The 23605-nt window shown below is 47.1% G+C and carries 27 protein-coding genes and 1 pseudogene; 18 read left to right on the forward strand and 10 right to left on the reverse strand.

All coding sequences use genetic code 11. The features are described 5' to 3' along the window. Positions 1-27 precede the first annotated feature (27 nt). Positions 28-855 (forward strand): hypothetical protein, encoded by an 828-nt coding sequence (locus D082_RS00170; RefSeq protein WP_028946948.1) that lies wholly within the window; start codon positions 28-30, stop codon positions 853-855. On the opposite strand, the gene D082_RS00175 is transcribed toward D082_RS00170, so the two are convergent. Both D082_RS00175 and D082_RS00180 read right to left on the reverse strand, forming a co-directional pair. Next, complete coding sequence (locus D082_RS00175; RefSeq protein ID WP_028946947.1) at positions 797-2662, reverse strand: ABC transporter substrate-binding protein; 1866 nt, start codon at positions 2660-2662, stop codon at positions 797-799. The two genes, D082_RS00170 and D082_RS00175, sit on opposite strands and share 59 nt — an antisense overlap. After that, entirely contained in the window at positions 2659-3042 is a 384-nt protein-coding gene (locus D082_RS00180) for a hypothetical protein (protein WP_028946946.1), read from the reverse strand. The genes D082_RS00175 and D082_RS00180 overlap by 4 nt, the downstream gene beginning before the upstream one ends. Between D082_RS00180 and D082_RS00185 the strand changes: the two genes are divergently transcribed. Genes D082_RS00185 through D082_RS00200 form a run of 4 tightly spaced genes read left to right on the forward strand, consistent with a single transcriptional unit; the run spans position 3041 to position 5448 of the window. Further along, on the forward strand, positions 3041-3271 hold the full coding sequence (locus D082_RS00185) for a hypothetical protein (protein WP_144428702.1): 231 nt from the start codon (positions 3041-3043) through the stop codon (positions 3269-3271). The genes D082_RS00180 and D082_RS00185 overlap by 2 nt on opposite strands. A gap of 15 nt (positions 3272-3286) precedes the next feature. Continuing rightward, the gene (locus tag D082_RS00190) at positions 3287-3928 is read left to right on the forward strand and encodes a response regulator transcription factor (RefSeq protein ID WP_028946944.1); all 642 of its coding nucleotides are present in this window, start codon (positions 3287-3289) and stop codon (positions 3926-3928) included. Positions 3929-3980: 52 nt separating this feature from the next. Beyond that, on the forward strand, positions 3981-4997 hold the full coding sequence (locus D082_RS00195) for an N-acetylmuramoyl-L-alanine amidase (protein ID WP_028946943.1): 1017 nt from the start codon (positions 3981-3983) through the stop codon (positions 4995-4997). Positions 4998-5019: 22 nt separating this feature from the next. Then, positions 5020-5448 (forward strand): hypothetical protein, encoded by a 429-nt coding sequence (locus D082_RS00200; protein ID WP_028946942.1) that lies wholly within the window; start codon positions 5020-5022, stop codon positions 5446-5448. An 18-nt stretch (positions 5449-5466) separates the two neighbouring features. Here D082_RS00200 and D082_RS00205 read toward each other — a convergent pair whose 3' ends face one another. Next, positions 5467-5907, reverse strand: coding sequence for a DUF1036 domain-containing protein (locus D082_RS00205; RefSeq protein WP_028946941.1), 441 nt, complete (start codon positions 5905-5907; stop codon positions 5467-5469). Positions 5908-6174: 267 nt separating this feature from the next. Between D082_RS00205 and D082_RS00210 the strand changes: the two genes are divergently transcribed. The 3 genes from D082_RS00210 to D082_RS00220 all read left to right on the forward strand — a co-directional run bounded on the left by D082_RS00210 (position 6175) and on the right by D082_RS00220 (position 7396). Continuing rightward, positions 6175-6528, forward strand: a complete 354-nt coding sequence (locus D082_RS00210) for an STAS domain-containing protein (RefSeq protein WP_238546768.1) — start codon at positions 6175-6177, stop codon at positions 6526-6528. A gap of 142 nt (positions 6529-6670) precedes the next feature. Next, positions 6671-7024: a hypothetical protein gene (locus D082_RS00215; RefSeq protein WP_028946939.1), complete on the forward strand. Its 354-nt coding sequence runs from the start codon at positions 6671-6673 to the stop codon at positions 7022-7024. A 15-nt stretch (positions 7025-7039) separates the two neighbouring features. Then, on the forward strand, positions 7040-7396 hold the full coding sequence (locus tag D082_RS00220; protein ID WP_028946938.1) for a hypothetical protein: 357 nt from the start codon (positions 7040-7042) through the stop codon (positions 7394-7396). 24 nt (positions 7397-7420) lie between these two features. Here D082_RS00220 and D082_RS00225 read toward each other — a convergent pair whose 3' ends face one another. Further along, on the reverse strand, positions 7421-8125 hold the full coding sequence (locus D082_RS00225; protein ID WP_238546769.1) for a CsgG/HfaB family protein: 705 nt from the start codon (positions 8123-8125) through the stop codon (positions 7421-7423). A 214-nt stretch (positions 8126-8339) separates the two neighbouring features. Beyond that, positions 8340-8741, reverse strand: coding sequence for a membrane protein (locus D082_RS00230; protein ID WP_028946936.1), 402 nt, complete (start codon positions 8739-8741; stop codon positions 8340-8342). Between the two features lie 14 nt (positions 8742-8755). Here D082_RS00230 and D082_RS00235 point away from each other — a divergent pair, with 14 nt between their 5' ends. The 4 genes from D082_RS00235 to D082_RS00250 all read left to right on the forward strand — a co-directional run bounded on the left by D082_RS00235 (position 8756) and on the right by D082_RS00250 (position 12004). Continuing rightward, positions 8756-8968, forward strand: a complete 213-nt coding sequence (locus D082_RS00235; RefSeq protein WP_028946935.1) for a hypothetical protein — start codon at positions 8756-8758, stop codon at positions 8966-8968. A gap of 308 nt (positions 8969-9276) precedes the next feature. Further along, complete coding sequence (locus D082_RS00240) at positions 9277-9591, forward strand: DUF1825 family protein (RefSeq protein WP_028946934.1); 315 nt, start codon at positions 9277-9279, stop codon at positions 9589-9591. An 86-nt stretch (positions 9592-9677) separates the two neighbouring features. Then, positions 9678-10529 carry an alpha/beta fold hydrolase gene (locus D082_RS00245; RefSeq protein ID WP_028946933.1) on the forward strand — a complete coding sequence of 284 codons (852 nt, stop codon included), beginning with the start codon at positions 9678-9680 and terminating at the stop codon, positions 10527-10529. A gap of 83 nt (positions 10530-10612) precedes the next feature. Next, complete coding sequence (locus D082_RS00250; protein WP_028946932.1) at positions 10613-12004, forward strand: TldD/PmbA family protein; 1392 nt, start codon at positions 10613-10615, stop codon at positions 12002-12004. Here D082_RS00250 and mnmA read toward each other — a convergent pair. Beyond that, positions 12001-13077, reverse strand: a complete 1077-nt coding sequence (gene mnmA, locus D082_RS00255) for a tRNA 2-thiouridine(34) synthase MnmA (RefSeq protein WP_028946931.1) — start codon at positions 13075-13077, stop codon at positions 12001-12003. The genes D082_RS00250 and mnmA overlap by 4 nt on opposite strands. A gap of 250 nt (positions 13078-13327) precedes the next feature. Here mnmA and D082_RS00260 point away from each other — a divergent pair, with 250 nt between their 5' ends. Next, positions 13328-14353 carry a ParA family protein gene (locus D082_RS00260; protein WP_202963092.1) on the forward strand — a complete coding sequence of 342 codons (1026 nt, stop codon included), beginning with the start codon at positions 13328-13330 and terminating at the stop codon, positions 14351-14353. Positions 14354-14483: 130 nt separating this feature from the next. Here the strand turns inward: D082_RS00260 and D082_RS00265 are convergent, their stop codons facing one another. Next, on the reverse strand, positions 14484-15944 hold the full coding sequence (locus D082_RS00265; protein WP_038529781.1) for a glycoside hydrolase family 13 protein: 1461 nt from the start codon (positions 15942-15944) through the stop codon (positions 14484-14486). A gap of 120 nt (positions 15945-16064) precedes the next feature. Here D082_RS00265 and D082_RS00270 point away from each other — a divergent pair, with 120 nt between their 5' ends. The 5 genes from D082_RS00270 to D082_RS00285 all read left to right on the forward strand — a co-directional run bounded on the left by D082_RS00270 (position 16065) and on the right by D082_RS00285 (position 20998). After that, positions 16065-17789 carry an ABC-F family ATP-binding cassette domain-containing protein gene (locus D082_RS00270; RefSeq protein ID WP_028946928.1) on the forward strand — a complete coding sequence of 575 codons (1725 nt, stop codon included), beginning with the start codon at positions 16065-16067 and terminating at the stop codon, positions 17787-17789. Between the two features lie 538 nt (positions 17790-18327). Beyond that, positions 18328-19122: a TIGR04255 family protein gene (locus D082_RS00275; RefSeq protein WP_028946927.1), complete on the forward strand. Its 795-nt coding sequence runs from the start codon at positions 18328-18330 to the stop codon at positions 19120-19122. Continuing rightward, positions 19106-19477: a hypothetical protein gene (locus D082_RS17465; RefSeq protein WP_238546770.1), complete on the forward strand. Its 372-nt coding sequence runs from the start codon at positions 19106-19108 to the stop codon at positions 19475-19477. Before D082_RS00275 ends, D082_RS17465 begins: the two co-directional genes overlap by 17 nt. 20 nt (positions 19478-19497) lie before the next feature. Next, a complete protein-coding gene (locus D082_RS00280; RefSeq protein ID WP_028946926.1) occupies positions 19498-20088 on the forward strand; it encodes a hypothetical protein in 591 nt (196 codons plus the stop codon). A gap of 334 nt (positions 20089-20422) precedes the next feature. Continuing rightward, positions 20423-20998: a Uma2 family endonuclease gene (locus tag D082_RS00285; protein WP_028946925.1), complete on the forward strand. Its 576-nt coding sequence runs from the start codon at positions 20423-20425 to the stop codon at positions 20996-20998. Between the two features lie 36 nt (positions 20999-21034). Here the strand turns inward: D082_RS00285 and D082_RS00290 are convergent, their stop codons facing one another. From D082_RS00290 to D082_RS00295, 3 genes and pseudogenes are all read right to left on the reverse strand, one after another. Beyond that, on the reverse strand, positions 21035-22687 hold the full coding sequence (locus D082_RS00290) for an acetolactate synthase large subunit (RefSeq protein ID WP_028946924.1): 1653 nt from the start codon (positions 22685-22687) through the stop codon (positions 21035-21037). A gap of 136 nt (positions 22688-22823) precedes the next feature. Continuing rightward, positions 22824-22967 (reverse strand): annotated as a pseudogene (gene fumC / locus D082_RS17470) (class II fumarate hydratase); the annotation flags it as partial. Positions 22968-23031: 64 nt separating this feature from the next. Further along, a complete protein-coding gene (locus D082_RS00295; RefSeq protein ID WP_202963093.1) occupies positions 23032-23217 on the reverse strand; it encodes a hypothetical protein in 186 nt (61 codons plus the stop codon). Positions 23218-23605: the final 388 nt, after the last annotated feature.

Here is a 23605-nt window from a genome sequence, read left to right on the forward strand (position 1 = left end):
GACATTAGCGCCGAGGACAACTAGGCCATGGCATTGGTCCACAGCGGAGTAATTGAGAACTATATCCAACGGGTGACCGAGTTAAGTCAATCCACCCAACGTATTCCCACCAGTGCTGAACTCGAGGCGATCGCCGGGGAATTGGGCATTGAGCCGGAGGAGATCCAGGCGGCCCAAAAACAGGCCATTGACCACTTCACCAGGGCCCAGGGCTATATGCGTCTTGGATATTGGGACGATGCCATTGCAGAACTAGACGACGCCATTGCTTTTAACCCGGGGGAATCTAAGTTTTTGCTCTGTTCCGCTGAGGCTTACCTAGGCAAGTGGAAGGAATATCACCGTACCTCTGATGCGGACCAAATGCATTTGCGGGTGAGGCAATGTTTGTCCTTGGAGCCTAGTTGTGAAGAGGCCCTCAATTTACTGGGGGAATTTCGGCGGCGGCAGAGGCGCTATTTCCGCACTTTAATGGGGAGTCTGATTTTCGTGGGGGCTGTGCTCTGTGGGGGTGGGATTTACTATTTTCTCCAAGGGGGACTACCATTTGTCATCGAAGAAAAGGCTCGTTTGGAAGATTTACAGAACACCATCCAAAGCCAAAACGACACCATTGACCAATTGATTGGGGAGCAGAAAGCCCTACGGCGGGAATTTGAAGCTGCCCTAAACAACCAACTGCAAGAAAATCGTCAGAGTGGCGATCGCCTCAATAAACTTTATGCTCGCTTTAAATATCTAGAGGATAGGGTCAAAGAATATCAGAATCCCTCCACGGTGACACCGACCCCAGGCCCTACTCCCTCTCCGGCCCAGGGGAATTCGTCGCAGCCGGTGGATGGTCGCAAAAACTAATGGAAGGTAAATTCCAGAAAGCTCCCCCTAAGGCAGAGTATTCAATGCCACAGAAACGGTTCCGCACTGCTGAAAGGGAATAGGGACTTACCAAGTAGATAAAGGGTAAATATTCTTGCACTTCCATCTGCATTTGGTCGTACACTAGGCGCTGTTCTGGTCGCGGAATAATTTGCGAAGCTCTTAGGGCTAAATTGGCGATGTTTTGCTCCCAGGGAGCCACTATTTGTCCTTGTAAAGGCTGGGCGCCGGCCTGGGGATGCTGATTGAACATGTGTAAATTGCCCTTAACGTACCAAACATTGGGTATATGGGGATCGTTGCCGCCGGTTAGCCCCAAAACCACCGCATCCCACTCCAAACTGTTGCTTAATTTGTCCACCAACACGCCAAAACTGATGGGACTAAAATCTACCTGGATGCCCAATTTCCCTAAATCTTCTTGAATTTGGTTCCCCATGGCTTCCCGCACTTTATTGCCAGCATTGGTGTTGAGCACAAAGCGGACACGGTTACCCCGATCATCGAATAATTGCCGTTGATTGTTGTAGGTAAAGCCCCCGGCTTTCAGTAATGCTTGCGCCTTTTCTGGATCATAGTTATAAACTTTGACATCGGGATTAAAAAAGGGAGATTGCACAGGGATAAACGAATTTTGCTTTTCCCCCAGTCCCCGGTAAATGTTATTGACCATCCTTTCCCGGTCAATGCCATAGGCGATCGCCTGGCGGAAATTAAGATCATTAAACCAGCGGGATTTAATCGGATCTACTAGGGGTTTACCCTGGCGTTTACCTTGGTTGAGATTAAAGGTTAAATAGCTACTGGCGTAGGTGGGGCCGCCGTTATAGATGACAAAATTACCCCGTTCCTCTTCCTGTTTGAGTAGAGAAAAGGATTCCGGTTGCACAGCCAAGGAATCTAAACTGCCGGAACGAAATTGCAACAGAGAAGTATCGGTACTTTCCACAATGGCCCAGACTACCCGGGGAATGTAGGGTAAAGACTCACCGTTGGGGCCCTTTTCCCAGTAGTAAGGATTTTTACTAAAAATTACCCGTTGGCTGGTGACATAACTCTCTAACTTGTAAGGGCCATTGACGACAATTTGGTCGGGGGGAGTATTGGTACCCCAGGTACTCAAAAATAAAGGATTACCATTTTCATCGTTTTTCTCCACCGTTTCCCGGAGAATATGGGCTGGCAAAATAGGAAATTGGGCCGTGTCTAGAAAGGGAGCAAAGGGTTCTTGAATATTAAAGGCAACCTGGCGATCGCCAACTTTAGTAATCTTCGGTTCGGATTGACTTTCCCCTACCTTTAAACTGTCCCGATAATTGTTGGGAATTTTAGGATTTAAATAGAGATCGTTATAGGAAAATAGTACGTCATCTACGGTGAGGGGTTCTCCGTCAGACCAGCGTAAACCTTCCCTCAGGGTAAAGGTGATGGTCAAATTGTCCGGTGAAATTTGCCAACTTTCCGCCAGGGCTGGAGTTCTTTCCCCAGTCAGGGGATTTTCCCTAATCAGGCCCTCATAAATGTAGCCAAAAACATTGGGGGACTCCTGGGACAGCACCGCATTGAAGGTTTTTGGGTCACTCAACACAGAAAATACCACCTGGTTGCTCAATTCTGGCGAGAAACAGCCTCCTAGGGAAAAGGCAATGGCTAGGGAACAAAGCAATGGACTTAAGATGGTGATTAATTTTCGCCCCCAACGCCTATTCGAATCGTAATTTTGTTTCTGCTTCTGTTTTCCCTTGGCGATCGCCGATTTACCCCAGTCCATCCCAAATTTCTTCATTGTTCCTTACTGCTTTGTTTGCCCAATGCATAAACAGCCCCCGTGAACACCGTTAATACGCCCAAGCTAATGGACCAACTCCCCCCTAGCCCCCATTGGACGCCCCAATTACACAGGGTTCCCATGAAAAGAAAGGGCACAATGCTCATGACCGAAGCATAAAAGGCATTCTGGGCTTCCCGAGCTTCCCTGGTGCGCTCATATTCCTCCACGGAAGTGTAGAGGGAGCGTTCGGCAAAATTAAACCAGCGTTGCAATTGTTCGATCAACCAATTACGCCCACTGCCCCAGGTTAGATACAGTCCCAACGCCCAAAGGGTTGCACCGGCAATCATTGCCGTATTGATGGGAATATCGAAGGGAATCCAGTCTATGAGCATGGGGAGCGCTATTGAAGTTTTTAGGATTCTAACAAACTCCGAACTAATCTTTGCCCTAATGGAAACCACGGCGATCGCCCGTTGGGGTAAGGAAAATATCCATTGGCCCAAATATTGTTTGGGGCTTACCATTTGTCGGTTAGAATCGTTTAAACCATCTCCTGGCCAAAAAATTGGCAATAAAGCTCCATTTTGCCCCGATCGCCAAATTATAGGTGCGGCTGACTAACTCCAATTAATCACCATGAGCCAACCCAAGGAAAATCATCACTTACTGTTGGTGGACGACGATCCCAACCTGATCCTCTTGGTCAAAGATTATTTGGAGTATCAGGGTTACCAGGTCACCACCGCCGCCAACGGCCGCGAAGCCCTGGACATATTGGCAACAACGGTGCCCGATATGATTATTTGCGACGTTATGATGCCGGAAATGGACGGTTACGCCTTCATTGAGCAGGTGCGTCAAAATGCCAACATCAGTTGGATTCCAGTCATGTTTCTTTCCGCTAAGGGCCAAAGCCATAATCGAGTCAAAGGGCTAAACGTAGGGGCCGATGTATACATGGCCAAGCCCTTTGAGCCGGAGGAACTGGCCGCCCAAGTGCAATCTTCCCTCCGTCAAGCCGATCGCCTACTGCGGCATCAAAACCATTCCCTAGAGGACAATTCCCGGGTACAGGTGGCGAGGGATGTGGAACTAACCCCCACAGAGACTAGGGTGATTCAGTTGGTGGCCCAGGGCCTAGCCAATCGAGAAATCGCAGACCAGTTAAAAGTCAGTCAACGCACCATCGAAAGTCATGTCTCAAATATGTTAAACAAGACAGGACTCCATAACCGCACCGAGTTGGCCCGTTGGGCTATTCAAAAAAGTATTGCTTGAGATTTTGCCGCCGGTATGGCGGTGGGTTATAACAACGCAAAAAAAAATACCCATGACTGATATCCCCCCTTGCTTGAAAAAGAGTCTGGGCCTGATTTGTGCCAGCTTGCTCAGTTTACCTGGGTTGTCCGTGGCCGCCTGGGCGGGATCTTTGGAATATTGGAAATTCGATTTACGGGATAGTCGCCTAGACATTATCACCGATAAAGATGTAAGTCCCCAAGTGAACGTACTCCGGAATCCAACCCGGGTAGTGGTGGATTTACCGGGCATTGAGCACCGGGGCCCCACCGTTTATAAGCCCCTGACCCAATACGTGAGGGAAGCTAGGGTTGGTCGATGGAATAATAACTCCACCCGCATTGTCTTGGAGTTGACGGAACCCTTTACTGTCAAGCCTTGGGAAGTGCAAGTCCGGGGTCTGGCTCCCAACCGTTGGTATGCCCGCTTACCCACTATTCTCCAGCCCTCGGAGTATAGTTTGCCCCAGGATACGGTGGCGGTGAATGTGCCGGCCCCGGCTCCCCGGCCCCTACGACGTTTTACGGTGGTTTTGGATGCGGGCCATGGGGGCAGAGATCCAGGGGCGATCGGACAACGGGGCATACGGGAAAAAGATGTGGTGCTGGCCATCACTAGGGGAGTGGCCAGGGAGTTGGAAAAACAGGGCATTGGCGTGGTCATGACCCGTAACAATGATGTTTTTGTTTCTCTTCAGGGACGGGTACAAAGGGCTTCTGCGGCCCGGGGCGATATTTTTGTTAGCATCCATGCCAATTCAGTCGGCCTAGGACGGCCAGAAGTGAATGGGGTGGAAACCTATTATTTTCAAACGGGCAGGGCTTTAGCCCAGAGTATCCACCGCAGTATCCTACAACGGCTCAATGTCCGCGATCGCCGGGTGAGACAAGCTCGGTTCTATGTTTTACGCAACACTTCCATGCCCTCTACCCTAGTGGAGGTGGGTTTCGTTACGGGTAGTCAAGATAGCCAAAACCTCAGTAATCCCCGTTTTCAACAGCAAATGGCCGAGGCGATCGCCGCCGGTATCGTACAGTATTTGAAGTAAGTTTAGCTGCGATTGAAGGCGAATGTTTTCCCCCGACCCTGTGCTCCCCGACGATGGCCAGCATCCCTGGCGCTATCGACTAGACCAATTTACCAAGGAAGAACAAACTGCCTTAGCGGCCCTAGCCTGGGGCTTTTATCAGCAATGGCCAGAAAAAGAACAGTATTTAGGGTTAGACCTCCATCCCCAAGCCCATTTTATTAGCTGTGCCCCAGCGGCGATCGCCCAACTTAATGACCAGGTTAACGGCCGTATCCAAGAGATGGTGGGCATCTTAAATGGTTACGATCCCGCCACAGAAGTGGCCATTTTCGTCATTGGCCCCACCCAGTTTAAATTGCTCTTTTTCCAACCAATCCCCAGCCCTAGGGATTGTTTCTCCAAACTAGGCCTGACCATTGAAGATCTCAAAGACAAGCTGGAAAAAACTTTGCAAGAAAAACTTGTTTAATTGTTTAGTGGGAAGAAGTTAAAAACGACCAGTGGACCTAATTAGTTCCAGATTAGTACCTGGGTTGGTAAATACTTGGGTATTGCCCCCCGCATCGCGGCAAACAGAACCATTATCAGATTGAAAAACGGTAAAACGATCATTAACCTGGCACAACTTAATCGATTCACTGCCTGCCATTTCCTCCATAGCCTTGCGGTTGGGGGCGACTCCGTCCCGAATTTTAAAATAGGTAAAGGCATTGTCGGAGTAAACTACGCATTCTCCGGGTTCCAACACCCACCAGCCTTCACTCACCCAAACCCCATTCTGGTTTTCATAGCCCTGGGCCATGGACAAATTGGTATTGAGATAGTTACAGCTTTTCCCCGCCAGGGCTGGGGCCGGAGTGAAAATTGCGCCCACCAACGCCGTTCCTAAAGCCATTACCGTCGCAGACAACAATCCTTTACTAACCATAAAAACTCCTCAGACCACAAAAATTGTTAACGCCAATCTTACTAGAACTGGGTTGGCTTTGCCCACGCCAATCGTTGGGTTTCTCACACAGAAAAACAGTGTCTGTGCACTAAGCTGGGCGGGGCGTAACGGACAATACGGAAATTGTCGCCCCGAAAGTTGAAAATGGTCATGACATCGACATAATTAACGGCGATCGCCTAAATTACTAGAGTTAGGAGCGGCCTGGCCGTTGCGATTTTTTCTTTTGTGTGAGGAGTTAGGATTATGCCGTTTAACCCCCAGGTTGTGACCAGGGATGTTTTCCGTCCCCAGGGTACCTTGAGTGCCGCTGTCACCGCAGACTTTCAAGCCGATTTACAAAGCTGGTTAGCCGCCACCCCAAGTTCATTGCTGGTGATCGACTTTAGCCAAGTCGATTTCCTCGATAGTGCCATTTTGGTGGTCCTGATCAATGCCTACAAGGAACTCCAAAGCCAAAAGAGAACGCTGATGCTGAGTGGTGTTTCACCGGAACTGAAAATTATTTTTGAGTTGACCCAACTAAATCAAATTTTTTCCATCCACGGCAGTCCTGAAGCCGCCTTCACTAGTTTAGAAAATTTGTCCTTGGCTGCTTAGGTTGATCCGCACTGCATTGGTATCAATGGGAAACACTGATTCGCCAATCTCGGTCAATTCTTATCAGTTTTGATGGGGCTGAATGGACTTTGGGCACTAAAATCTAGGTAGTCTCCCTGGTTCATTGTCATTTTTTGCCATCGTGTCTTCCCCGAAAAGCAAAGCTATCACCGTTCGCCCAAATCCACCTCTGTCCCCTAGACTGGCCGCAGAGGAAAAGTTTAAGCAGGAGAAACTTCACGATACGGAGCTACTGTTGCAAAATATGTTTATCCGAGAGGAAGCCACTGTCAAATTAATTTTCGATTCCCTCTACGACATCGGCGCCATCAACATAATCAATAAAAAGTTTCCTTTCCCTCCCCTCAACCGCTTGCTCAAATCCATTGTGGGGGTACCAAAACCCATTGCCAAAATCCTGCTATTTCGTTGGTTTGTGGCCAATTGTCCTGGTCTACTCACCAATTGGCTCTACAGTAAAGTCCGTTTCAAGTAGGGAACAGGTTAAACCATGGCGGTTTCCCATAGATACCAGCGACAAAAGTTTAGACTTGGACAAAAGTATTCTGTCCTATGGCTTCTGGTTTGGGCCGCTACAGTTAATGTTTTCTCCCTGACCTCTGGTTTAGCCCAATCTCCGACCCTACCTCCCCCCGACGACATTCCCGAAGAAATCTTGCGTACGGAAATCATCCTCGAAGGGCGATCGCCTGTGGATGGGGAACCGCTAACGGCAACGGAGTATACAGAGTTAATGGAAGCCTTGGCAGAAAACCCCAATCCGCCCCAACTAAGCCCCAGAATTCGCCATCTGGTCTTTTTGCTGAAGGTAAGAAAATTTTTCCGGACTTTGCTTCCGTTCCTTTGATTTTTTGGTATCCCAAGGATAAAACTATTCCAAGAGTAGAGTGTCCTTAGTTTTTTCCCGACGCCTCTTTTCCTTATCTTGATACTCTTGGACGCAACCATCCTGCTCCACCATCACACAACTAAGGTAATCAGTAATCTCCACCAATCCAGCCCTCAAAGCCTTACCCACTGGGGCTTTTGCCTCACTTTGATTGTCTTGACCTGTATTGACGATACCTAAAATATTGACGTTGTTAGCAGAACTGGCGGCGGTGTCGGTGGCGCGACCCTCTACGGTTCTGGCATATACCACTTCCCCAGTGGTGCTATCAACTACCCGCAGATCAATGGCGACATAGGCTTCCTGTTTGGCTTGACGCTCGCTGTTGCCAATGCTGAAAAGTCCCAGGTTAAGTCCGAAGTTGTTGCCCCCAGACTCCGAACTTACGCCCTCTTGATAGGCGGTAACTCTGCCTAAGACGATGTATTGGGCCCCCGTTAATTGTCCTTTTTGGGCTGAAGTTTCTGGCCTGGTTAGTCCTAATTCTGCTAATTCTTGCTCCGACAGAACACTGCCCAAATTTTGCCTTTCTACCACTTGAAAATTACCAGTGGAGGTCAGTTCATTGCTGAGGGCATCGGCGAGTTCACGGGAAGTGTTACCAGTCCACCACCACCAACTCATGTTGGTATCATTTTTAAATTCCGGTACAGAAATAGTGGGCTTGCTCTGGGCTTGGGCAGTCAAGTTTCCGGAGCATATCCCCGTCAGTATCAACAAAAATGGTAGGGCCTTCGAGGCCAATGAAACCGCTAATCTGTCCACGTTTTGGGCTGCCATAGTATTTCTATCTGTCTTTTACCCAAGGCTACAGTAGTAGTGAGACACCAGTCAATAGGCGTTGCTGCCCTGGTTAACGCTAACTTTTGCGGGGCGATCGGACAAGTATTTCCCTGGGTATTTAGCCCAATAATTGCCGTCGTTTTTGCTCAAATTCATATTCCGTCAACAGCCCTTCTAGTCGCAACTGTTCCAACTCTCGCATTGCTTCGGCCATGGTGATTACCTGTTGGGATGGTTGTAGACTATGCCCACTCTGTTGCCAATTTCCCTCCAGTGCGTTGAATTGGCGATTAAATTCCTCCTCTCCCTGGACAAAGTACCAGACTGCATCGATGGCGCAAGCAATTCTGGGTATGGGAGTATTCCACAATAGCCAATAGACCCCCGCCCAAATCGGTTGGCCCAAGTAGAGTTTGTGTAATCCAGCGATGGGCCAGGGCAGTACCGCCGATATCACCGCCAAGGCGATCGCCCAGTAGCGACGTTTCGGCAAAGATAGGAGAGGACTTAGCAAGGACATAGTGGCAATTCTGAATGAATTCTGAAGACAGGTTAAATTTCAGTCCCAATCAATTACCCCATCGGTGGTCAGGCATCGTTAATTCCCTTTGGCTACAGGGCCAGGTGACCGATAATAGGGCTGGCGATCAGCTTAAAATTCGGAAAACCGTATTTTACCGGGGAAAAATAAACTTTTACAATGGGGATGGCGGCCGTGGTGCCAACAACGTTAGGAACAAAGAGTGAATTTACTCCCCTTTGGTTCCCCTGTAAACCAGCAATTACTCCGTTAGCCTAATTAACCTATTCGTTAGTTTTGGTTAGCTCAGACCTAACTCTAATTTAATTAAAATTTAGCTAGTCTGACTTTCCGCTTTTTATTTTGATTATTTTTAAATCTTCTTATGGATAATTTTGGATAATTTAAGTTGATTGTTGGTTGATTGCTTAGATGGGGGTTCAAACCATTGCCAAATCGATCATTTACTTACTGTCTAGCCTTTTTCTATGTCTAGCAGTAATACTCACCGATGTTTATTCCAGAGGTCACAACCATGAGTTTTTTTGATTCAGATATCATTCAACAGGAAGCCAAACAGTTGTTTGAAGACTATCAATCTTTGACCAAATTGGGCAGTGATTATGGCAAATTTGATCGGGACGGCAAAATAATTTTTATTGAGCAGATGGAAGCCCTAATGGACCGCTACAAAGTTTTTATGAAACGCTTCGAACTTTCTGACGATTTCATGGCTAAAATGACCGTGGAACAAATGAAAACCCAACTGGGGCAGTTTGGTATGTCACCCCAACAAATGTTCGACCAAATGAATTTCACCCTAGAAAGGATGAAGGCCGAAATTCGTTAGATCCTCCCCGCCCGAGTCACCTAGCCAGACGTTCCCCCCAATGTCAGAATGGTGAAAGTAGGTTCCCCGTAATAATTGCGAGAACTATGCCCACCCTGGATCTTTTGGGTTTTCCTCACCATTATCAGCAATCTGGCTTTGGCCAGCGGGGGTCTGGCCCCACCCTAGTTTTTGTCCATGGTTGGCTCCTCAGTCACCATTATTGGTTGCCCCTGATGGAACTGCTGTCTGGGCAATATTCCTGTGTAGGCTATGATCTGAGGGGCTTTGGTGCCTCCCAGAGTCCTGACCACTGCCGCCCAAACTACGATCTAGAAGCCTACGGCCGAGATTTGATCGATTTATTGGAGAAACTGAACATCGAGCAAGCCTGGTTAGTGGGCCATTCCCTTGGGGGCAGTGTGGCCATTTGGGCAGCTCACCTCTGTCCGGAGCGGGTTAAAGGAGTGATTTGTCTAAATGCAGGAGGCGGTATTTACCTCAAGGAAGAGTTTGAAAAGTTTCGCTCTGCCGGGGAAAAGTTGTTAGATTTTCGTCCCCCCTGGTTAGCCAAGTTACCCTTGCTAGATTTGGCTTTCGGCCGGTTCATGGTGCGTAAACCCCTGGGGAGGCAGTGGGGGCGGCAGAGATTATTGGATTTTCTGCGAGCTGATGATCGGGCAGCTAGAGGTTCGCTATTGGAAAGTACCACCGAAGCGGCGGTGCATTTATTGCCCAAATTGGTAGCGGAATTACCCCAGCCTATGTATTTTTTGGCGGGAAAAAATGACCGGGTAATGGAATTGCAATACGTCAAATATCTGGCCAGTTTCCATAGTTTGTTCGCTGAGCTGGGGAAAAATGTGGTGGAGATAGAAGACTGTGGTCATTTTGCCATGCTAGAACAGTTGCCATTGGTGGCAAATAAATTGCAGCAAATTGTAGGGACTACCTTGTGAATTTCAGCATTGTTAAAGGTATTGATAGCTGAACCAATGGCTGAAAAAGTATCATAGATGATCGTTACCCTAGTTTTTTGCCAATGAATTTAGCCATCATCAAAGCGACTCTGCCGGAATTAATTAGCCGTTACCAATCCCAAGCAGACTTTATCAGTATTCGCTTGGAGCAATCCGAGGGTACCCAAATTAGTCTACGGGGAGCGCAGGTGGAAACCCTTAGTGAAGGCATTGCCATGGGCGGCCAGGTGCGGGTTTGCCATCAAGGAGGTTGGGGCTTTGCTAGTTTCAATCGTTGGGAACAGTTACATCAAAGACTAGAAGAGGCGATCGCCGCCGCCAGATTAATTGGGGACGATGAAACCCTGTTGGCCCCCATTGATCCGATTCAACAAACATTCATTAATCCTTTGACAGGCAAGGATCCCCGCCAGATTGGTTTAGCTGATAAAAAAGCCCTCTGTGACCACTACAATGACCTGCTCCGGAGCACTAGCGACAAAATTACCACTACCCATGTGCGCTACAGCGATAGCCAGCAGACAGTGTTGCTAGCTACTTCGGAAGGCACTCTGTTGGAACAATGTTGGTGGGATTTGGAAATGCGTTTTGCGGCTACTGCTAAAGATGGTAACGGCGTTCAAGTGGGCAGGGAAACCACTGGCTCCCGCCGGGGCTACGGGGACTTGGAAAATTTAGACCAGGTGGTGCAGGGGGCAGCCAAACGGGCAGTGAAAGCATTAAATTTGCCCACAGTGCAGGGAAAAACTTATCCGGTGGTAATTGACCCCATTTTGACGGGGCTATTTGTCCATGAAGCCTTTGGCCATCTGTCCGAAGCGGATATGCTCTACGAAAATCCCGACTTTTTGGAAGTGATGAGTTTGGGTCGGCGCTTTGGGCCGCCGGAGTTACAGATTTTCGATGGAGCGGCTCCACCGGGGCACCGGGGCAGTTATGGTTTTGACGACGAAGGGGTGCCTGCTGGTACGACCCAGTTGATTAAAGATGGGCAATTGGTGGCCAGGCTCCATTCCAGGGAAACGGCGGGGAAATTGGGGGAACAGCCCACTGGAAACGCCCGCTGCTTGAACTACCACTATCCCCCCATTGTGCGGATGACCAATACGTGGATTGGCCGGGGAGAAACCCCGGTGGCCAATTTGTTCGATGGCATTGATGAAGGGGTGTACGCCAAAAATTGGCTGGGGGGTATGACCAATGGGGAAATGTTCACCTTTAGTGCGGGGGAAGCTTGGATGATTCGCAATGGCCGGCTAGCGGAACCGGTCAAGGATGTCACCCTCTCCGGGAATGTGTTTAAAACCCTGGCTAACATCGAGGCGATCGCCGACGACTTTTATTGGGATGAGTCCGGGGGTTGTGGCAAAGGGGGCCAAAATGGTTTAGCCGTGGGTTGTGGTGGCCCCAGTTTACGCATCCGGGACGTGGTGGTGGGGGGTGATGTCGCCTAGACCCCTGCTTTTTCCGACTTTTGGGGGCAGATGATGCCTCCCCCTAGCACCCGATCGCCATCGTAGAGCACTGCGGCCTGGCCGGGGGTGATGCCAAATTGGGGTTGATCAAATACCAGTTTCACCTGTTGATCATCCCAGGGAATAGCATTGACCGTCACCGGAGCAGAACGGTAACGCACCTGCACTTCACAACGAATGGGTGCTGTCGGCTCTGGAATGGAAACCCAATTGAGCCTTTGTACGTAGCATTCTCCACTGCCCGCACTCTGGCGATCGCCGACAATGACCCGATTCATCACCGGATCGAGCTTAACCACGTATAACGGTTCCGCGGCCGCAATGCCCAGTCCCTTCCGTTGGCCAATGGTGTAGTGATGAATGCCCTCATGGTGTCCCAACACCGCTCCGGACAGGTCAACAATTTCCCCCGCTTTGGGGGCAATGTATTTGTCCAAAAAGTCCCGCATGGAGCCATGGGCCTCAATCAGGCATAAATCCTGGCTATCTTTTTTTTCCGCCGTGCTGAGGTCAAATTCCGCCGCCAACTGTCTGGTCACAGTCTTCGTTTGCTCCCCCAGGGGGAAGAGGGTGGCCGCTAAAATTTCCTGGGACAGGTCATAGAGAAAGTAGGATTGATCCTTCTGGCGATCGACCGCCCTTAACAACTCATAGCGTTGACTTTCTTGGTTTAAGCAAATGCGGGCATAGTGCCCCGTGGCAATTTTATCGATGCCGAGGGACTGCTGAGCATATTGCAGCATGGGGCCAAATTTAACCGCCTTATTGCATTGGGAACAGGGTAATGGGGTCACTCCCTCGCCGTAGCCTTGCACCAGATAATCAATAATGTGATTTTGAAATAAATCCCTGGTGTCCACAATTTCGTGGGGTACCCCCAACTGCTCACAAATGGAAGCCGCATCCACTAGCCCTTCCGAACAGCATTGACCCTTACCCTTCATTAACCAGAGGGTCACCCCTACCACGGCATAACCCTGACGGTGCAACAGGGCCGCCGCCACCGAACTATCTACCCCACCGGATAGTCCCACCACTACTTTCTGCGTCATTGCTGATTTACTCTGCGCTCCAAATTGACAAGGGTTGCTCTAACAAATAGACCCTAACCCAGCTTAACCTAGAAAAACTACCGCTAAAAACCACAAAGACAAATAAAACTTAGGAACTTATGGCTGAAGGCGATCAATGCCACTGACAAGGTTTTTGGCGTTCTAATCATTAGGGAAAAAAGATTTTAGTCACAGCCCTTGCGACAGTATCCCATTGTAAGGTACACTGTGTACCAAATGTGACGGATATATGTCTATGCGGTCTTATGCTTTTTGGAACAATAAAGGTGGTACGGGAAAAACATCACTCATTTTCCAAACCATTCTCGCCTACGCAAAAATACACCCTGACAAACAAATACTGGTTCTTGACCTTTGTCCACAAGCAAATCTCTCTGAGCTGATGCTAGGAGGGCTTGTTGGTGGAGGGAGCCAAAGACTATTACAAATTCAAGGGCAAACACCTCGTGCAACAGTTGGTGGATACTTCCAAATGAGGCTTCCACAGCCATATTCACCACCAAATTTTAATCCGCTAGATTTTATTATTAGTCCGCAGACACTGAACTCAAATGTCGAAGTGAATGTTTCTTTACTGGCAGGAGATCCCTTACTTGAACTTCAAGCAACAGCAATTTCCACTTTAGCAAACACTCAAATTCCTGGATCAAATTCATGGCTGGCTGTAATTGATTGGCTAAGAGATTTTTTGTCACCAATTTCACAAACGTTTGATACTGTTTTTATTGATTGTAATCCTAGTTTTTCAATTTATACTCAGATTGCACTTTCGGTCGCTGATTATTTAATTTTGCCTGTTATGGCTGATGATTCATCTAGAAGAGCACTCCAAAATGCATTTTCACTAGTCTACGGTCTACGGCTCCCTTCACCCATTTATGCACAACATTCTTTTTCTGACAAACTTGAGAGAGCAGAAAGAGAATTACCCAAAATTCATACAATTGTAAAAAATAGACTCACTCAATATATGGGGCCAGCTTCAGCCTATTCTGCCGTACTTAATACAATTGATACACAAGTTAGCCAATTAATGGTTAGCAATCCCAGATTGTTTGAATTTAATTCAATCGGTGCAATGATAGAGGACATGAGAGATTTTGGAACAACCGGTGTAGTTGCATTTGCCCGTGGTCAGTCTTTCCAGGATTTAACAGCAGGACGCCACAACATTAGTGGTCGGCGTGTACAAGTCAGAGAATCATATAGGAAAGATGCCGTTGATGCGCTCCAAAAACTAGTTGTTCGAATTTGATTTGATCTTATCAATTTACTATTTATTATTGGAATTAACTTATGTTAAATAATTCCTGTAGTTGTACTTAATTAGGATTAAATAGTTGGTTAATTCTTTCACTTCCTCATCATCATTTTAAGGATAACAACTATACCGATAAACCTAAAATCATCCCCGATTGAGGGGAAAGATTTAAAAGCAAACCCGACGGATGACTTTGGAATTCTGTGGCAACGTTAATAGTAAAGACAGTTTCAATTAACTGTGAATCTAGAACTTCGAGAGGCAGAGAGATTGCCACATCCTTATCCCCTGGGTTAACTGCGACAATTAAGATTTCATCGCCATATTGTCGCTGAAAAACATAGCCCATACCTTCCATGGCGAGAATTTTGTAATCCCCCAGTTGTAAACATTGATAACGATGGCGCAGGGCAGTCAGTTGTTGATAGAATTCTCGGCAATTCAAATCCCAATCAGTTTTTGCAGGAAAAACACGGCGGCAATCGGGATCGGCTCCCCCTGCTAAGCCCACTTCGTCAGCGTAGTAAACACAGGGAGCCCCGGGAAAGGTAAACATCAACAGGAGGGCTAGGTCAACGCTCCGGCGATCACCATTGGCCAGGGTTAATAGTCGGGCCGTGTCATGGCTATTGAGCAAATTCAATTGGGTTAACTGGATTTCCCAGGGATGCCGTTGCAGCAGTTGGCTAATTTTTTCCCCATAGGCTTCGGCGGTTAAGGCCGGGTAGGGGCGGTATTCTTCCCCTCGTAGATACTCTTTTTGCAGGCGATCGCCAATGGTGAAAGCCACGGTAGGTTCGGTGAATCGATAATTCATCACGCCATCAAATTGGTCTCCACCTAACCAGGGGCTAGCATCGCGCCAAATTTCTCCGACAATGTAGGCTTCGGGATTAATGGCCTTGACCCGGCGGCGAAATTCCTGCCAAAATCCTGCCGCTTTGACACAATCGGGCACATCCAAGCGCCAACCATCAATGCCTTGGGCAATCCAATATTCCCCCACTCGCATAATATATTCCCGCACGTCGGGATTATCGTGGTTAAACTGCGGCAATGCCCGCAAATCTACCCAACCCCGGTAATTGGCCGGTAGGGAACCGTCGTAGGCTGATAGGGGCCAATCTTCGATGTAAAACCAATCTAACCAGGGAGAATGGGGACCATTTTCCAAAATATCGTTGAAAAAGAAGAAACCCCGGCTGGCATGGTTAAATACTCCATCCAGTACCACTTTCATCCCCCGGCCATGGGCGGCGGCCAGTAGGGCTTGGAGCGCTTCGTTGCCCCCCAGCAGGGGATCCACTTGGTAATAGTCATGGGTGTGGTAACGGTGGTTACAGGCGGACTGGAAAATGGGGGTCAAATACAGAGCAGTAATGCCCAAATCCTGCAGATAATCTAAATGTTCGATCACGCCCCAGAGGTTCCCCCCTTTATAGCCCTCCACCGTTGGTGGTGTATCCCATGGTTCTAGCTTTGGTTGTTGAGCGACGGCGATCGCCTGTTGTTGGCCGATGGCGAAACGATCCGGAAAAATTTGATAGAAAACAGCTTTTTTAACCCAATCCGGGGTAATAACCATGGTGATTCTAGTCCTTGTTAATAATTTGTTAATATTTCCGCTGATGTAATGGTGGGGAACAGGTTTTTAAAGTCAATTTTTCGATAAACTGGAAACTCAGTTTTCCCCCAGGCCATTCCTATGCTCCGACTCGAACACATCCGCAAAATTTATCCCACCGGCGAAGTTCTTAAAGATGTGAACTGGGAAGTTAAACCAGAGGAACGGGTAGGCCTGGTGGGGGTCAACGGGGCCGGAAAATCCACCCAACTCAAGATCATTATGGGGGAAGTGGAGGCCACTGCGGGGGAAATTATTCGCCCATCTGCCCTGAAAATTGCCCATTTAACCCAGGAATTTGACGTTACCCCCAGCCGTACTTTGCGGGAGGAAATGTGGACGGTATTCACTGAAGCGAACCAGGTTCAGGATGCCATGCACCATGTACATCAGCAAATGGAAGTGGCCGATGCGGAAACCCTTGAAGATTTAATTCACAAATTAGATAAATTACAGCGGCAATTTGAAGCCCTGGATGGTTACCGTTTAGAGTCGCAAATTGAGCGAATTTTGCCAGAAATTGGTTTTGAACCGGAGGACGGCGATCGCCTGGTGAGTTCTTTTAGTGGCGGTTGGCAGATGCGGATCAGTTTGGGCAAAATTCTACTGCAGGAGCCGGATTTATTACTGCTGGACGAACCAACAAATCATTTAGATTTGGAAACCATTGAATGGTTAGAAATTTATCTCAAGGGCTTAAAAACCCCCATGGTGATTATTTCCCATGACCGGGAATTTTTAGACCGCCTTTGTACCAAAATTGTGGAAACCGAACGGGGGATATCCACCACCTATTTGGGCAATTATTCCAGTTACCTAGTGCAAAAAGAGGAAGGTAACCTCGCCCTGGCCAGCGCCTACGAACATCAACAAAAGGCCCTGGCCAAACAACAGGCTTTTGTGGATAAATTCCGGGCCAGTGCCACCCGTAGCACCCAAGCTAAAAGCCGGGAAAAACAACTGGAAAAGATTGAACGGGTAGAAGCCCCTCTAGGTGGAGTAAAGACCCTTAAATTTCATTTTCCCTCCGCCCCCCGCAGTGGCCGGCAAGTGGCGTTAATTGAAGACATCTCCCATTCCTACAACGATAAGCTACTGTTTCTCGGTGCTAATTTAGAAATTGAACGGGGCGATCGCATTGCTTTTCTTGGCCCCAACGGTTGCGGTAAATCGACTTTATTACGGATGATTATGGGCATGGAATTGCCGGACGAAGGGCAGATTAAACTGGGGGACCATAACATTTTGCCCGGTTACTTTGAGCAAAACCAAGCGGAAGCTTTGGATTTACAAAAAACTGTTATGGAGACAATCCATGACGAAGTGCCTGATTGGAAAAATGAAGAAGTGCGGACTCTATTGGGACGATTTCTTTTTTCTGGGGAAACGGTGTTTAAAAAAGTGGCCGCCCTCAGTGGTGGAGAAAAGGCCCGTTTAGCCCTGGCAAAAATGTTGCTCACACCGGCCAACTTTTTAATCCTGGATGAGCCAACTAATCACTTAGATATTCCCGCCAAAGAAATGTTGGAGGAAGCATTACAAGAATATGAAGGCACCGTGGTGCTAGTTTCCCACGACCGTTATTTTATTTCCCGGGTGGCTAATAAAATAGTAGAAATTCGGGATGGAGAACTGGTGGTGTACAACGGTGATTATCACTACTATTTGGAAAAATTAGAAGCGGAAAAAGCGGAAGAAAAACGTCGCCTGGCCGCCGAACAAGCCGCTAAAAAACAGGCGGAAAAACGAGCTAAACAAGCCGGCAAAAAGGCAGAACAAAAAAGCAAAAAGGTCATTGCTCCTTAGCTTCTATTTGCAAAGTTTTAGTTCGCTTCTTAAATCACCCAATATTGGTAAACTTTTACTTAGCCTCCCCTCCCAAGAGAAACCCATTGGTCACTCCCAAATTGTTTAGGCTAATTCCCTGTTTTTTGGGAGAGGTTGATTCTATACAGTGCGGTAAGAGTAGTGCTTGAGGTGAATGGCTTCTCGCACTACATCCAATAGCTTTCGAGGGGGCATAGTTCATTTAAGGGTACGTTAATTGACATAACGCACCTTTCGGAATGATGTATGGAAAACTTCTGGCGATCGCTCTTTATCGCAGTGATATATGCAGATTTTCTTAAAAAAATGCGTATTTGGCCTGACATACGGAAATTTTTCGTATAATCCTTAGTTGTACCGCTTAAACTACGGACAGCAACTAAAAGTCTATTGGCAGGACAGCTATCTTTAAGATCATGATACTCAGCAAAAAGCAATTGAAGCTACTGGTAGAGAGGTAGCTTATTAATTTAAACTAGATCTATAGCAGTTATTTTAGGGCGTACAGCATATTTTGATGAACTTGCCTGAGTTTGAGCGTGTAATTTACAAGCACAACCCTCTTGTGGAGGTTGTGTGTCAATTGCGCTTTCCTACCATACTCAAAATTTCTCATCAAGAGCCAGTTGAGTTTCAAGATATGATTAGGTTTAAATACCCACTTTTTGAAACAACCAGAGCACAACTACCACCAGAGATCTCACAAGTTGTACAACAACTGGGACTACCTCTGCAAAGTGACACTGCATATAGCTTTAAATCAGAAGATCAGAGATGGAGCATTTCTATCACTAAAGATTTCATTGCTATAACTACTGTCTCATATGAGCGGTACGAGCAGTTCAAACAGCGCTTAGAGGAAGTTTTGGAGATTTTTGAAAGTATTTATAAACCATCTTTGTACACAAGAATTGGGCTCCGTTATCAAGATTTAATTATCCGCTCAAAACTTGGAATTGAAGATAAGGATTGGTCAGAATTAATTGCTAAGCATATCGCTTCGGAATTATATGAGCCAAATCTTTCCTCCTCAATTCAAACAATAGTGAAGAGTTTAGTTTTGAAAACAGAAGGTGGACAGATCAATTTAAATCATGGATTAGTTAATGTTAAAGAGCCACAAAAAAACAATGATGAGATCGCTTACTTGTTTGATTCTGATTTTTATACAGAACAAAAGATAGGGGGAAAGAGAGATGTCTGGAACGTACTCAATCAATTCAACCAGTCTGCCGGGAGGCTCTTTAGGTGGAGTATCACAGATACCCTCCACAATGCCATGCAACCTCAACCACTTGAATCAGAAGTATAGTCAAACTTCATCAGGTGCTGCCCTAAACAATGTAATTTTTGATAGAGAGAATGGTAAAGCTATTGTAATTCAGTATCCTTCTTTTGATTTGATGATGTCTGACTCATCTTTATCTTTTCGAACTGATTCATATCGTTTGTCACCAGACAAGTTAATGCTACTGCTAAAATGCTTGCTTCTTATTCAAACTCTGCCAGAAGCTGCTCTAGAAGAAGCTTCTGAGGAATTAGAAGGAATCTATCGCTTCTACAGCAATCGTCTTTCTCAAGTCAACCTACCTAAGATTCCTGCCATTAGTATCAGAGGTAAATTGAGATCTACACAAGTTAGACCACCTATTGTTTTAGAACCTTAAGTTGTTTGGTAAGTTACTGCATGGAAGAACGGGCTATCTACCAAGCATCAGATAAAGGCTCCTCTCTGAGACAGGGAGAAATTCTGACAGGCGTGATCCAATATAAACCTGTTGTTAATGAGCTGTTACAAGGGGAGCAGGAGTTATCTTTTGATGCCATTCTTCATCCTTATGCGATTGTAGTCACTCAAGACTGTGATCTTGATTGGGACTATAGAGCTAGGCAAGCTGAAAATAGTCAACCAGCTAAGCTCTTGAATTCCATCATTTTGTGTGAAATAGGAACAGCGGAATTAATTAGAACTACAGACGGAATCAATCGGAAGGAGTGGGAATTAGTTGTTGCCCATCGGCATGAAAGATTTTATTTTTTTGAAAAAATTCCCCCTGAATACGAGGTTGAGCAGGAAGGTTTGCCTGAAATTGCTGCTGATTTCAAAAGGGTTTTCGGCATAGATGCAGCAACTTTGTATCGTCAAATCGAACTTGGTATGGTCAAACGCAGAGCAATTTTAGCCAGCCCATATTTAGAACATTTTTCTAGGCGGTATTATAGCTTTCACGGTAGAGTTGCGCTGCCTTTTCAGTATGAAAGTGAACGTGAAGGGTGAGTGTGTAGACAACATGGTACAAAAGGAACGTTAGACAACCGCTAGATTTGGGTATTCTGTCACCGTAAACATCTTTTTGAGTTGCAGAGGTCAAGTATGATCATTAACTCCGGTGCTGTATGTCAAAAGTATTAAGTGCTCGGTTTAGTAGTAGGTTTTGTAAGTGTTTCTGAGGGATGTAGTAAGAGAATTGTCGTAGGCTTCTGCGTAAAAACTGCTTATTCTATCCAAATTGTTCAAAACGTTCTCTTATCTTTTTTAGGCGTTTCACCACATAGATAACACCAGCTAGAATGGAAGCCAACGTCACATCAATGCCTCTGGGGTAAAGCCAATGTCAGCCGCCCTAACCGTCAAACTTGACAGTCTATCCCTTTCCGATGAGCAGTTTTATCAACTCTGTTTAACCAATCGAGAGTTGCGATTTGAGCGTAATTCCAACGGAGATTTAGTGATCATGTCACCCACCGGAGGGGAAACTAGTAACCGTAATGGCATTTTGATACTACGGCTAGGTCTTTGGGCAGAACGGGATGGCACTGGAATTTTTTTTGATTCTTCCGGGGGCTTCAGGTTACCTAATGGCGCCGACCGATCGCCAGATGTGGCCTGGCTCAGACGGGAACGATGGGAAAGCTTAATCCCAGAACAACAACAGAGATTTGTTCCCCTCTGCCCGGATTTTGTTATTGAATTAAGATCGCCCAGTGATGACCTAAAACCCCTGCGGGAAAAAATGCAAGAGTATCAGGAAAATGGTGCTCGATTGGGTTGGTTAATTGATCGCCAAACTCGCACTGTGGAAATTTATCGTCCTAGTCAGGCTGTGGAAGTTGTGGAAAATCCTGAAAGCCTCAGTGGTGAGGCTGTATTGCCAGAATTTGTTTTAGAATTAGCGCCGATTTGGTAGATGTTTGTGGATCTTTATGATGTCGCTAAGGGTCAGTTATTCCCAAATTTCGCAGGCCAATTCCCCTGCTTTTTGGGAGAAGCGGATATTTTCCCGATAGTCCACTGGACAGTCAATGACGGTGGGTACTGGTTGGGCCAAAGCTTCCTTCAAAATGGGAATTAAATCTGCTGCCGCTTCCACCCGATAGCCTTTTAGCCCCATACTTTCGGCAAATTTCACAAAGTCCGGATTGCCAAATTTAATAAAGCTAGCTTCGCCAAACTGGTTAATTTGTTTCCACTCAATCAACCCATAGCCATTGTCGTTAAAAATTAGGGTGACAAAGGGCGTACCCACCCGCATAGCTGTTTCCAATTCTTGGCAGTTCATCATAAAACCGCCGTCCCCCGTCACCGCTACAATATTTCGGTCAGGATAGACTAACTTAGCGGCGATCGCCCCGGGAATGGCAATGCCCATGGCGGCAAAACCGTTAGAAATTAAACAGGTGTTGGGACTATCACAGTGATAATGGCGGGCCATCCACATTTTATGGGCCCCCACATCGGAAATCACCACATCATCGGGGCCCATCACCTGGCGTAGATCATAAATAATTTTCTGGGGCTTAACGGGAAAACCCGTGTCGTTGGCATAACATTCATACTCTGCCCGGATATCGGCCCGGAGAGAAGCCCCGTAGGGAGTCGGTTTACCCTGGCGATCGCACCGTTTGAGCAAATCCATCAGGGAATCGGTAATATCCCCCACCACTTCCACCTGGGGAATGTAACTGCTGTCAATTTCCGCCGGGGTACTGCCGATGTGAATAATGGGCAACTCGCCGCTGGGATTCCATTTTTTTGGGGAATACTCAATCAGGTCGTAGCCCACCGCAATCACAAGATCACTTTTTTCAAAGGCACAGGTAATGTGATCCCGTTGTTGTAGCCCCACCGTCCAGAGGGAAAGGGGATGGGTGTAGGGGATGGTGCCTTTGCCCATAAAGGTGTTGGCCACGGGAATATTTAAACTGGTGGCAAATTCCGTCAGGGCTTCACTGGCTTCGGCTCGGATAGTGCCATTGCCGGCCAGAATAATGGGGTTTTTGGCCTTAGAAATAGCGTTGGCCGCTGTGCCCAAAGTACGAAAGGCGGCATAAACTTTTTCCCGACTGTCCCGCCGTAGGGGTTTACCATCCACCGGCATAGCGGCAATATTTTCCGGTAAATCAATGTGGGTGGCTCCGGGCTTCTCACTCTGGGCCAATTTAAAGGCTTTACGGACCACTTCCGGGGTAATGCTGGGGCGGACAATTTGCCTGGTCCATTTAGTCACCGGGTCGAACATGGCCACCAGGTCTAAATATTGATGGGATTCGATGTGCATCCGGTCTGTGCCCACCTGTCCTGTGATGGCCACTAGGGGAGCACCGTCCAAATTGGCATCGGCTACCCCGGTCATCAGGTTAGTAGCTCCGGGCCCAAGGGTGGAAAGACAAACCCCTGCTTTACCAGTTAAACGACCGTAAACGTCGGCCATAAAAGCCGCTCCCTGTTCGTGGCGGGTGGTAATAAAGCGAATGGGCGAGTTTTTTAGCGCTTCGAGGATGTGGAGATTTTCTTCCCCTGGTACGCCAAAAATATATTCAACGTCTTCATTTTCCAGACATTGAACCAATAATTCTGCGGTGTTCATTTCCCCCATGGTGATGCCAATTCTCCTAGCTATTTAAGCTATTTGAAATAAAAGTACTTTTTTTGTCTCCCTCTAGCCTAACGAATCTAAGCAATTTTTGGCAGGAAACTTCTGGCTCTGCACCCATGGTTCCCTGGGCAATGGGCTAATTGGCGATCGGCGTAATCATTTGCTCAGGAACTACCCAAGCATCAAACTCGGCTGGGGTGAGCAAACCCAAATCCACAAGAGCTTGTTTAAGAGTAATACCTTTGGCAAAGGCGGTTTTTGCCACTTTGGCCACATTGTCACTCCAGAGTCAATAATGCCAAACAGATCGAGAATGCGTTGCTTATCCCATCCCTCCCTTGGCTTTAGGAGTTATGGTGTTGCTTTAAGATTTCCGCAAATTGCGCTACATCATCGCCATCATAGATTTTGGCCGCGGGCTGACTATCCAAGCGATCCATGAAAACCTCAAAGGCATCCTGATCTTCACGATGTTCCAAAACATATTGTTTTAGCTGTTTAATGGTCATTGCTTGAAACTTAGTTTTCATTGATGAACCTCCAGTTTCCATTGGAATAAATTTCGATAAGAGTCTCTTCGCCAGCAATAATGACAACATTCTCAGTTCTTTGATCAAAACGCACCAAGTCTATCGATAAATACATATTGGTTAGATTTTGGCAAAGTTGAAAACAGCGTAAAACTTGCTCTGGACTGGGCAATCAGATATCCTCATGTTGTTCATTTTTTCATCTTACCGACAAATATAGATACGGCCATAACAACAGGCGATCGCCTGCCAACCCCTAGTAAAATCCTGGTGATAGTTGGGAACTTCGTAGTTAGCCCTGCTGGTCTGTTTGATGGCGATCGGCTACGGATAAAATTTTCGTTCCTAACGTTCCGACTAAGCGGCTGCCAAGAACTTTTGCCACACC

The sequence above is a fragment of the Synechocystis sp. PCC 6714 genome, assembly GCF_000478825.2.
GTDB lineage: Bacteria > Cyanobacteriota > Cyanobacteriia > Cyanobacteriales > Microcystaceae > Synechocystis.

Bases quoted from the DNA above. Each gene is read 5' to 3' on its own strand.
- D082_RS00240 (WP_028946934.1), top strand. From the start codon at position 9,277: ATGAGTTTTTTTGATTCAGATATCATTCAACAGGAAGCCAAACAGTTG.
- mnmA (WP_028946931.1), bottom strand. From the start codon at position 13,077: ATGACGCAGAAAGTAGTGGTGGGACTATCCGGTGGGGTAGATAGTTCG.
- D082_RS00180 (WP_028946946.1), bottom strand. From the start codon at position 3,042: ATGCTCATAGACTGGATTCCCTTCGATATTCCCATCAATACGGCAATG.
- D082_RS00285 (WP_028946925.1), top strand. From the start codon at position 20,423: ATGTCAGCCGCCCTAACCGTCAAACTTGACAGTCTATCCCTTTCCGAT.
- D082_RS00265 (WP_038529781.1), bottom strand. From the start codon at position 15,944: ATGGTTATTACCCCGGATTGGGTTAAAAAAGCTGTTTTCTATCAAATT.
- D082_RS00185 (WP_144428702.1), top strand. From the start codon at position 3,041: ATGGGGAGCGCTATTGAAGTTTTTAGGATTCTAACAAACTCCGAACTA.
- D082_RS00230 (WP_028946936.1), bottom strand. From the start codon at position 8,741: ATGTCCTTGCTAAGTCCTCTCCTATCTTTGCCGAAACGTCGCTACTGG.
- D082_RS00245 (WP_028946933.1), top strand. From the start codon at position 9,678: ATGCCCACCCTGGATCTTTTGGGTTTTCCTCACCATTATCAGCAATCT.
- D082_RS00200 (WP_028946942.1), top strand. From the start codon at position 5,020: ATGTTTTCCCCCGACCCTGTGCTCCCCGACGATGGCCAGCATCCCTGG.
- D082_RS00275 (WP_028946927.1), top strand. From the start codon at position 18,328: ATGAACTTGCCTGAGTTTGAGCGTGTAATTTACAAGCACAACCCTCTT.
- D082_RS00295 (WP_202963093.1), bottom strand. From the start codon at position 23,217: ATGAAAACTAAGTTTCAAGCAATGACCATTAAACAGCTAAAACAATAT.
- D082_RS00270 (WP_028946928.1), top strand. From the start codon at position 16,065: ATGCTCCGACTCGAACACATCCGCAAAATTTATCCCACCGGCGAAGTT.
- D082_RS00260 (WP_202963092.1), top strand. From the start codon at position 13,328: ATGTCTATGCGGTCTTATGCTTTTTGGAACAATAAAGGTGGTACGGGA.
- D082_RS00235 (WP_028946935.1), top strand. From the start codon at position 8,756: ATGAATTCTGAAGACAGGTTAAATTTCAGTCCCAATCAATTACCCCAT.
- D082_RS00280 (WP_028946926.1), top strand. From the start codon at position 19,498: ATGGAAGAACGGGCTATCTACCAAGCATCAGATAAAGGCTCCTCTCTG.
- D082_RS00250 (WP_028946932.1), top strand. From the start codon at position 10,613: ATGAATTTAGCCATCATCAAAGCGACTCTGCCGGAATTAATTAGCCGT.
- D082_RS00205 (WP_028946941.1), bottom strand. From the start codon at position 5,907: ATGGTTAGTAAAGGATTGTTGTCTGCGACGGTAATGGCTTTAGGAACG.
- D082_RS00190 (WP_028946944.1), top strand. From the start codon at position 3,287: ATGAGCCAACCCAAGGAAAATCATCACTTACTGTTGGTGGACGACGAT.
- D082_RS00290 (WP_028946924.1), bottom strand. From the start codon at position 22,687: ATGGGGGAAATGAACACCGCAGAATTATTGGTTCAATGTCTGGAAAAT.
- D082_RS00210 (WP_238546768.1), top strand. From the start codon at position 6,175: ATGCCGTTTAACCCCCAGGTTGTGACCAGGGATGTTTTCCGTCCCCAG.
- D082_RS00175 (WP_028946947.1), bottom strand. From the start codon at position 2,662: ATGAAGAAATTTGGGATGGACTGGGGTAAATCGGCGATCGCCAAGGGA.
- D082_RS00170 (WP_028946948.1), top strand. From the start codon at position 28: ATGGCATTGGTCCACAGCGGAGTAATTGAGAACTATATCCAACGGGTG.
- D082_RS00195 (WP_028946943.1), top strand. From the start codon at position 3,981: ATGACTGATATCCCCCCTTGCTTGAAAAAGAGTCTGGGCCTGATTTGT.
- D082_RS00220 (WP_028946938.1), top strand. From the start codon at position 7,040: ATGGCGGTTTCCCATAGATACCAGCGACAAAAGTTTAGACTTGGACAA.